Genomic DNA, 8,663 nt, shown 5'->3' on the forward strand with positions numbered 1-8,663 from the left:
AATGGCCAACTTCAAGACCAAAAACCAGCCGCTACCCGCGGCCGCCTAACCCAAAAAGAAACTAACCGGCTGTCTCACATCCTTGACACACCTCACGGTAGCCCACGCTGGGGACAACCGCCTCTATGGCCGCCTCGATCTCGCGGTGATCGACACCGGCGCCGTGGAGCGCAACAAGCGGCACGCCGCCACCATGCTCGACGTAGTGAACCAGGACTCTGTTGATCCGGCATTCCATATCTCGACATCGTAATGATCGGTGCCGACAGTCGGAATAGGCGGTAGGGGTTCCCCTTCCGGACATGTAGTGGCCGTGCAGACGACTTTGGACATTTCGTGCAGACGACTTCGGAAAATGACAAACGTGGCGGCGGGCTTCCGCGGCACGGTGATCGACCGGCTTACGGTCGTTGCTGTCGTATGTTCTCCGTGATCGATACCACGCCTGAGTGGTATGGAGCCAGCGCATGCGTTTTGCATACCCCTTGATGCAAGTTCATACCGGCCGGTTATCCCCTGATGAGGCAGAACGGGTGTCCGACGGGATCGAGGTAGACGCGGAAACCTCTATCCTTCGAGGGCTGATGCGGATGGACCATAGCACCGGCATCAATGACGGCGGGCTCGGCGGCCTCGATGTTGGGCACCGACAAGTCCAGATGAAACTGCTGTGGGTGGGCACCCCCAGGCCAGGTGGGCTTTACCCAGTCATCGATCCGCTGGAAGGCCAACGTTGTTTGACCGTCGGGGTTGTCGGGGGTAATTCCACCACCCGGTGGCGCAAGGGTGGCGAAGTGTCTATCCGAGCCTTCCTCGACCTGCCAACCAAGGATGTTCGCATAGAAGCGGCTGAGTTCCAGCGCGTCGGGGCAATCGAGGATTACCAGATCGAGCTTGGGGTTGAATTGGGGTGCGACGTCCATGTGGTTATGGTAACCGCCCTCTGGTGATTACTCGCCAAGTATTTGCCGGTCTAAACGCTTCTCTATGCGCCGAAGCACAGCGTTGGCAACCGTGCTTCTCGCCCTGGGCCTGAAGCCGCGTCTAGCAAGGGCGGCACATACTCTGATTCGCAGGTATCCGCAATGGCGTTCAAAGCAGCAAGCCGCACCCGTTCGACTTCATCTTGCGCCGCGAGACCGGACCCATAAAGGCGAGGATCTCTGACAGCTGCACCTCGACGCTTGGTTGTCAGTGGTCCGTACGGATCACCATCCCCTATCGGACGGCCGCACCCTCGGCACGGGCGGGAAGCTTTGCGCATCGGTAGGCTAAGCCCATGGCATTGGGGGACGCGGCGCAGCCGCAGGCAGTTCGGTCACACAGAGTGGTCCTGGATGCGTACGCGTTCCTCAAGGGCTGGCTCATCGCCACCTCGCTCTGGGTGGGTGTGCTACTGCTCCTGGTGGCGGTGGGCTATGGCGTGCCCGCCGCGCGGGACGGCACCGACGCCGGCCACGTGTGGGGCTTTTTGGGCATGGTGATTTTGTATGGCTTCGGAGTTTCCCTGGTGTTTGCGGCGCCACTGGCCTGGGTGTTGGCCTATCTTTTGCGCCCGGTCCGGAATCAATGGATCCACATCGGAGCCTTTTTCGCGGTGCCCACCCTCGTGTTCTGGCTGCTGGGAAGCGTCCTGGGCCTCGGCTGGCAGCCCTGGCTGCTGATCCCATGGGCCACTGTTGGCGCAGCGGCAGCCATCGGCCGTTGGGCAATCCGCAAGGACGTCCTTGCCTCGAATTCTGCAGCTAACCCGGCCTGACCGCCCGCTGCACGATCCCGTAGCAGACGCTGGGTAAGGGCTGCTTTTGGGAAAATGGCGATATGAAGAAGTTCATGCGATCACTGGCAACCGACATTCTCAGCGCCATCGGTCCAGGGCGCTCGTTCGTGGCAATCGACGGCGTGGATGGCAGTGGCAAGACATCCTTCGCCGCAAACCTGGTATTCGAGATCCAGAATCGACCCGTGATCGTCATCCACGCCGACGACTTCCTGAACCCCTCGCCGGTCAGGCATGCCAAGGGACGTGCTTCACCCGAAGGGTTCTGGGAGGATACCTACAACTACGCGGCCCTACAGGATCAGTTGCTCGCGCCACTCGGCCCAGAGGGGGACGGCTGGTATTCGCCGGCTTCTTATGACTCAGTGACCGACCGAATGGCACAAGTGGAGGTCGTTCGCGCTCCATCAGATGCACTGGTCGTTGTGGAAGGCATGTTCCTGCACCGCGATGAACTCGCCTCCTACTGGGATGCTTCGGTTTTCCTGGACGTTCCGTTCACCGAAACCGCGGCACGAATGGCAGTTCGGAACGGCAGCAACCCCGACCCTGAGCACCCAACGATGCGCCGGTACGTCGGCGGACAGCGCCTCTACTTCGACGCTGCACGACCCTGGGAACGTGCCACGTTCGTCGTGGATAACTCGGATTTCACCTCACCGAAAGTCATCCGTCCCCACATGGTTTCAACTGTCCGGTGAGGGTTCCCCAACAGGCCGCAAAGCCTTCCTCTCCCACTTGGCCTACCTTGATCAACTCATTCACGACGCGCAGACCTAGGACTGGGCAATGAGCCAATGGCACCTGCCCGCCCCCTCATGGCACGAGATCTCGCTGCGCACAATGCGTCCGGTAACGGATCCTCAATTGAACGGTCGCCGTTTTAAAAGAGGCCCCAGTCCCAGACACAATCAGGAGCGGCAAGGGACCTTCCCCATCAAGCCCTGCTGGCCGGCAGCGAGGTCTTCCGTGGCGGGCCAAGCTGTGCCACGCCGCCAACTGTAAGTGCTGCCGTACCTAGGAGTGGGGGGTCGAGGCCCATTCCGCGGAAAAGTAGCGCTAAGGATCAAACCGACCGCAACGATTTCTAGCGTCGATCGTTGAGCGAGCATGGCTGGTGAATATTTAACGGCTGCCATCGAGGGGGCGTACGGGCGGTATGCGCATGAAGCTCCAGCTTGTGACCGTTCGTCATCTGGGTGCTTTCCTGGGTGATCCCTTGGATGTTCCAACCGCTGTCGTCGATTTTGTTGCGGTGCAGGTAGTCGTGCATGCGCCGTGTGTGAAGCGGTACGTGGAACGGAAGCAGACTCGGTTCGAGCACCAGTGGGAGATCGCCGAGGTATACGGTTTCGTCACTTACGCCTCGATGGAGACGGAGCTATTGGCGTGGGTGGACCGGCAGGCGTGGACCAGTGACGCGGGGCCGAAGACGCTGTTTTTCGCGGCGGTGGCCCGACTACGCGGGCGCCGCGTGCTGTTGCCGGGAGTAAGCACCCTCCGAGACCAGGTGGCCGGTGTCAGGAAGAAGGCCGAATCCCGGTTACATAATGCTCTTGCTGCGGTGGCGATGAAATCCCGGGCGGACTCCTTACCGGGGGCTCAAGGGTTCTCGTGCCCGGGGCGGCAGATGGAACGAAGCGCATCATCGGTTACCCCGCCCGGGGGTTGCCCCGGCACCGGCGCGGTCCCTGCACTGCCCCCACGGGGCCCGGCCGCTGCGGTCTGCGCCGCCGTGAGCAGCTCCCGTCCAGGCTGGCCGGGACGGTCGTGGCTGCTGCCTGAATTAGGGCTCCAAGGTATTTTCTCCCGGTCTTTCCGGGCACTGCGGCTTCAGGGCGATCACTGACTGCTGGACCGCGTCCCTGTACGACCCCTGGGCCCGGCTGCGCGATGACACTCCTGCCAGTAGTCCACCGTCCTGGCCAGGGCTTCGTCCGCGTCGGCCGTCCGCGGAGGCCGAAGGTGGCTCGGTGACCAAGTGAGCACAAACGGGACCCGGTCACCGGCCCCGACGGTGAACCCGCTGAGGGTGCGGAAGTGTTCGCCCTGCATCGGGGCCGTCGAGGACAGATGGACCGAGTCAGGCCCGGCAACGGCATGGATCCCGGTCGTGGTGCGGCGCATGCAGGGGACCAGGTGCCCGTAGTCGAACCGCAACGCCAGTTCGCTTTGCATCGCGACGGTTCCGCTGAGCCCCTCCACGATCCTGACGATGTCGGCGGTTTCGTCCCGGGGCGGCATAAAGTCCGTGACCCTGACCCGTCCCGTGCCGGTATCCCATTCGGTTTCCAGCACGAGGGTATCGCGGCGGTACCGGCGCCGCGTGCAGGTGCCCCCGCCGGCCGGCGCCAGCAACCAGTGCCCGGCCTCGGAAGTGCCCGACAGTGCGGCGAAGCATGCCGCCGGGTCGAAGTACGGCAGGCAGAGCCCGCCGATGGAACCGTCAGTCCCGACCAGGGCGGCCGTGTGCAGGTCGCCGATGATCGCGTAATCCTCGATCCTTTCCACGTCAGCAGGCCCGGACTTCCAGGACGACTTTCACATCGGTGTCCTGCCGCCGGAACGCGTCCGGGAAGCCGGCCACGGGCACCCGTCCGGTGACCAGCCGCTGCAGCCAGCCACGCTCGGCCACCTCCAGGACCTTGACCGCCGCCTCATAGTGGCAGCGGTTGGCATTGACGCTGCCAAACACCGCATCGTTGCCCGGCACCAGGGTCCGGTTCACCGAACCGACGTCCACCTGCTGCGTCCTGCCCGTGGCGGAGACACCGGTCAGGCAGGTCACCGAATCCGGCGCCCGGCAGGCCCGGGAGCCGATCGCCTCGATGTGCCGCCAAGCTCTCACTGTTTCCTCCCACACCATAGAATGCGGCCCGGCGGCAACCGGTCTGGCCGCCTGTCTGGCAGGCGTCGCCCGCTGCGGCCCCCGCCGATGATGCTGTTCGCGCTGGCCGGGCCGACCACCTCCGGTGACCGGCCGGTTTTCTTGTCGCCTCCTCGCGCCGGTCATGCAGAACACCAAATGGGCCCGGGTCCTCGAGACCCTGATCGGCCGCCGCAAGGAGAACGGCCCCGGACCCTTGAGAAGGTGGAAGCGGGACGGACAGGCTTCCCCCTGGTGCCCGCGGCCAGACCGGGAAAGCGGCTCACGCTGCCGGGAACATCCAGCGCCCGGAACTGAGCGACGCCGGCCCCTCCCGCCAGCCCTCCGGGCGGCGTCAGTGCGTCCGTACGGGTGCTCATGGTTCCCCGTCGAGTTCTTCCATCTCGTCGCAGGCGTTCTGGTAGGAGATTTCGCCGTTCTGCCATGCCCGCTCCAGCTCCTGGGCACGACGCTGCCGGTATGTGCTCCCCATTGGTCCCGGCAGGCCGTCGAGACGGTCAAGGCGGGAGCATGTGCGGTGCGGGTCCTTGGTGAGCAGATGCCGGCGGATCATCGCCCGGAACCAGATGCCAAACCGCGGGGACCGATGTTCGGAGGCCCCGGCATCGACTAGGTACATGCATTTATAGTCCACCTCACGTCTGGGAGGACCATGATTATTTTCTGGGTGACGGGCGGTAATGGTGTTGCCGGGCCCGGGTGTCCTCACCCGGGGGACCTGTTCCCCGGAGTCCTGCCCGTCCAAGTTTCGCCCGGCGGGGATTCTGCCGCGAAGCTGTCCTGGCAGCACCCCCCAGCAACAGGCCTCCGGACTTCCGGTGCCGGGCAGCGTATTGCGGCACGCCTAATGACCGGCGGCCCCGTCCCGGAGGTCAGAGCGGTCTCCGTCGTCTCCGGGACGATGCAGTCGGATACCGAAGACGCCGCAGCGGAGCTTGACGCTGCAGAGACCCAGGCCCGGAGGAACTGTCGTCGGCTCCCGGCCAGGTGGTGTCAGGCACCGTTCCTTCACCGCTCGCGTGGCGCGCTTGGATGCGGCCGGCCTTTCTGCAACTGTAGGGGCCAGCGGGGCCGATGTGACAGAAGAGGAAGCTAACGACTTCATGACGATCTTCCGCGTGAAAATCACCGCCATCCCGCCAATACCAAGGTTCTTACGGCGTCCTCCTGCGTCTCGCGTCTGTGTACAGCCAGCACCCGGACTACCGCTGCAGGTAGATTTGCGTTGTTTCGGGGCTTTGATGTCCGAGCCAGAGCGCGATGACCGAGGTGTCGATGCCGGCTCGGAGCATTCGCATGGCTGTGGTGTGACGGAGCACGTGGGGTGTGACGTTCTTCGTCTTGAGCGTGGGGCAGGATAGGGCCGCGATGCCCGACGCCGTGGCTCAGTCTTTGAGCCACGGCGTCGGTGCTCATCCGTGTTCCTGATCGCGTGGGGAAGACAGGGTCATCGTCCGCCGGGTCCGTTTCGGTTTTCCAGGTCTTCAGTGCCGCCGCGGTTTCCTTGTTCAGCGGCGTCGCTCTGTCTTTGCGTCCCTCCCATGGCAGAGCGCGTGGGCACCAGGACCCAGGTGCAGATCGGCCCACGTCAGCACCGTAAGTTCCGACACGCGCATGCCCGTTGCGATGGCTGCCAGCAGCAGGACGGCGTCGCGACGTCCGGTCCAGGTGGCAGGGTTCGGGCTGGCAAGGAGGGCGTCGGTTTCCTCATCGGTAAGGTACGTGACGTCGGCACGGGTCTGACGTTTGTGCGGGATGGCCAGCACCCGGCCGATGAGTCCGGCGTGGTCGGGGTGGATGTAGGCGGCGAAGGCGAAGAAGGAGTGGATAGCGGCCAGACGCGCATTACGGGTACGGGTGCTGTTGCCTCGCCGGTCTTGAAAGACCTGTCGGCGGTGCAGGATGAACAGGCGGCGGACGGACAGGGACATGCCAACTGATCCCGCCCGCCCCGTTGCCGGGAGTTGCGCCGCTGCCGTGTCCCCCGCACAATCCTGAGTGCGGGCCGCCGCCGGCTCCGCACCCGAATCTAATGCAGCTGCAGGACCTCGGTCAGGACCGATGTTCCGCTCACTGCCCGGTGATCCAGCACCGGGCCCCTTCCTCGTTAGCGGCGATGGTCCGGCGGACGCCGGCGTGTCCGCGGCGTTCGGCCAGGGATACCACCGGATGTACAGCGCCCGGGCGGGTCAGCAGTCCCGGACAGGTGGCTTCACAGGAATTATGCAGGGACTACAGGGACAACGTTGACCCGGGTGTGGCACAGTGATCGCACATGGTGTGCTGGTTCCAGTGGGACCGGGCCAGAGAGAAAGCCGGAACCGATGAGCCGGAATGCCGCAAAACCTTTCGGAGGGAACAGCGCGGGGCGCACCGCGTGGCTGGTCCTTGCTATGGTCCTGGCCGTGGTGGCCTCGGCCTGTGAGCCCGGGCCGCCGGGCGGCGGACCATCATCGGGCACGAGCACCGGAACGGCTGTCCCCGACACCGGAACCCCAAGCGCCGGAATCCCCGCTCCGGGTTCCCCCGGCGGAACACCGTTCCGGGGTGCGGCGCCGGCCTCCGGGACACCGGGGCACGTCTTCGTGATCAACCTGGAGAACAAGGGTTATGACAAGGTCTGGGGCGCTGGCTCCGCAGCTCCCTACCTCTCCCAGACCCTCCGCAGCCAGGGTGTGCTGCTCTCGCAGTATTACGGGATTGCGCATAACTCCAATCCCGATTATCTGGCCCAGATTTCCGGCCAGGGGTCGAACGAAATGACCCGCAAGGACTGCCCGACCTACGCCCTGTTCCAGCAAACGGGCACCATCGAACCGGGCCAGGTGCAGGGTGTGGGCTGCGTGTATCCGGCGTCAGTCCCGACGGTCGCGGGGCAGCTCAGCGCGGCCGGCAAGACCTGGAAGGGCTACATGGAGGACATGCAGACCCCCTGCCAGCATCCGGAACCGGGGGCGAAGGATGAGCACCAGGGCGCCACGGTGGGTGACCAGTACGCCACCCGTCACAATCCTTTCGTCTACTTTGAGGCGATCACCTCATCCTCCGAATGCCAGCAGAACGTTGTCGACTTCACGCACCTTGCCGATGACCTGAAGTCCGCCGACACGACACCGAATCTGTCCTACATCACGCCCAACCTGTGCAACGACGGTCACGACAGCCCGTGCGTGGATGGGAGCCCGGGCGGCCTGGAAAGCGCCGATGCCTGGCTGCAGCAACAGGTCCCGGCCATCCTGGAATCCCCGGCCTTCAGGCAGGACGGGATGCTGGTCATCACCTTCGACGAAGCCGAAGGCAAGACCTCCGGCCCGTCCGGGATCCCCGGAGGCACGGCAGGTGGACGCGTCGGGGCACTGGTGCTCTCGCCGTTCGCCAAGGGCGGCACGGCCTCAAACCGGATGTACAACCACTACAGCCTGCTGGCCAGCATCGAGGACATCTTTTCACTGCCCCGCCTCGGCTACGCGGGTGCACCCGGGCTGAACAGCTTCGGCGCGGACGTCTTCAACGCCCGGCCCTAGCGCGGGCGGATCAGCCCGGCCCGGGTCGGAACCGATCGCGGGCCGAATAATTTCAGCTCTCCGCCCTTCCCTGTCCGGCCGCACCCGCTCCGGCGGTATGCGGGCGGTGGGGGACCCCCTATCGAACATGGCATGCGTCATCGACCGATCACAGAACGCCGCCAAAGAGCGATCAAATCCACATGTCAGTAGTAATCGCCCCGCTGCCGTTTGCCCCAGTTGAGTTGGCGTCCACCTAGCTCACGCGCAGAGACATCTGGCAATCCGGCAACGACATGGCCAAGTAGTGGAGCGAAGGGGAGGAGTGCCGCTCCGGTGGGGCAGGCTCAGAGCGGGGGCCAGGAACTACTGCTCAAACTCGCTGGCCCTGGTGGCGCATGAGAAACCGGGTGCGCTTCTAGGGCTGGTATTACTCCTCCGTCGGAGTAAAGCCCGCACGGTCCACTTTCCGGTGGTAGTGAACTCCGGTGAG

Annotated in this window: 11 protein-coding genes; 5 read left to right on the forward strand and 6 right to left on the reverse strand. The window is 64.5% G+C overall.

All coding sequences use genetic code 11. From position 1 onward, the window contains the following. Positions 1-82 precede the first annotated feature (82 nt). Complete coding sequence (locus tag ABIB26_RS23285; RefSeq protein WP_354248539.1) at positions 83-253, forward strand: hypothetical protein; 171 nt, start codon at positions 83-85, stop codon at positions 251-253. A 256-nt stretch (positions 254-509) separates the two neighbouring features. On the opposite strand, the gene ABIB26_RS23290 is transcribed toward ABIB26_RS23285, so the two are convergent. Further along, entirely contained in the window at positions 510-923 is a 414-nt protein-coding gene (locus ABIB26_RS23290) for a VOC family protein (RefSeq protein WP_354248540.1), read from the reverse strand. A gap of 356 nt (positions 924-1,279) precedes the next feature. Here ABIB26_RS23290 and ABIB26_RS23295 point away from each other — a divergent pair, with 356 nt between their 5' ends. From ABIB26_RS23295 to ABIB26_RS23305, 3 genes are all read left to right on the forward strand, one after another. Further along, positions 1,280-1,759 (forward strand): hypothetical protein, encoded by a 480-nt coding sequence (locus ABIB26_RS23295; protein WP_354248542.1) that lies wholly within the window; start codon positions 1,280-1,282, stop codon positions 1,757-1,759. A 62-nt stretch (positions 1,760-1,821) separates the two neighbouring features. Next, entirely contained in the window at positions 1,822-2,481 is a 660-nt protein-coding gene (locus ABIB26_RS23300) for a nucleoside/nucleotide kinase family protein (protein WP_354248544.1), read from the forward strand. Between the two features lie 464 nt (positions 2,482-2,945). Continuing rightward, positions 2,946-3,629, forward strand: coding sequence for a DUF4158 domain-containing protein (locus ABIB26_RS23305; protein ID WP_354248546.1), 684 nt, complete (start codon positions 2,946-2,948; stop codon positions 3,627-3,629). Here the strand turns inward: ABIB26_RS23305 and ABIB26_RS23310 are convergent. The 5 genes from ABIB26_RS23310 to ABIB26_RS23330 all read right to left on the reverse strand — a co-directional run bounded on the left by ABIB26_RS23310 (position 3,623) and on the right by ABIB26_RS23330 (position 6,598). After that, complete coding sequence (locus ABIB26_RS23310) at positions 3,623-4,291, reverse strand: trehalase-like domain-containing protein (protein WP_354248547.1); 669 nt, start codon at positions 4,289-4,291, stop codon at positions 3,623-3,625. The two genes, ABIB26_RS23305 and ABIB26_RS23310, sit on opposite strands and share 7 nt — an antisense overlap. 1 nt (position 4,292) lies before the next feature. Then, entirely contained in the window at positions 4,293-4,793 is a 501-nt protein-coding gene (locus tag ABIB26_RS23315) for an MDR/zinc-dependent alcohol dehydrogenase-like family protein (RefSeq protein ID WP_354248549.1), read from the reverse strand. 229 nt (positions 4,794-5,022) lie between these two features. Then, the gene (locus ABIB26_RS23320; RefSeq protein ID WP_354248551.1) at positions 5,023-5,286 is read right to left on the reverse strand and encodes a hypothetical protein; all 264 of its coding nucleotides are present in this window, start codon (positions 5,284-5,286) and stop codon (positions 5,023-5,025) included. Positions 5,287-5,869: 583 nt separating this feature from the next. Then, positions 5,870-6,037, reverse strand: coding sequence for a tyrosine-type recombinase/integrase (locus ABIB26_RS23325; RefSeq protein ID WP_354248556.1), 168 nt, complete (start codon positions 6,035-6,037; stop codon positions 5,870-5,872). Between the two features lie 138 nt (positions 6,038-6,175). Continuing rightward, positions 6,176-6,598 (reverse strand): tyrosine-type recombinase/integrase, encoded by a 423-nt coding sequence (locus ABIB26_RS23330; protein WP_354248553.1) that lies wholly within the window; start codon positions 6,596-6,598, stop codon positions 6,176-6,178. Between the two features lie 393 nt (positions 6,599-6,991). On the opposite strand from ABIB26_RS23330, the gene ABIB26_RS23335 reads away from it, so the two are divergent. Next, positions 6,992-8,191, forward strand: coding sequence for an alkaline phosphatase family protein (locus tag ABIB26_RS23335; RefSeq protein ID WP_354248554.1), 1,200 nt, complete (start codon positions 6,992-6,994; stop codon positions 8,189-8,191). Positions 8,192-8,663: the final 472 nt, after the last annotated feature.

It is taken from the genome of Arthrobacter sp. UYEF20 (assembly GCF_040546335.1).
Lineage (GTDB): Bacteria > Actinomycetota > Actinomycetes > Actinomycetales > Micrococcaceae > Arthrobacter.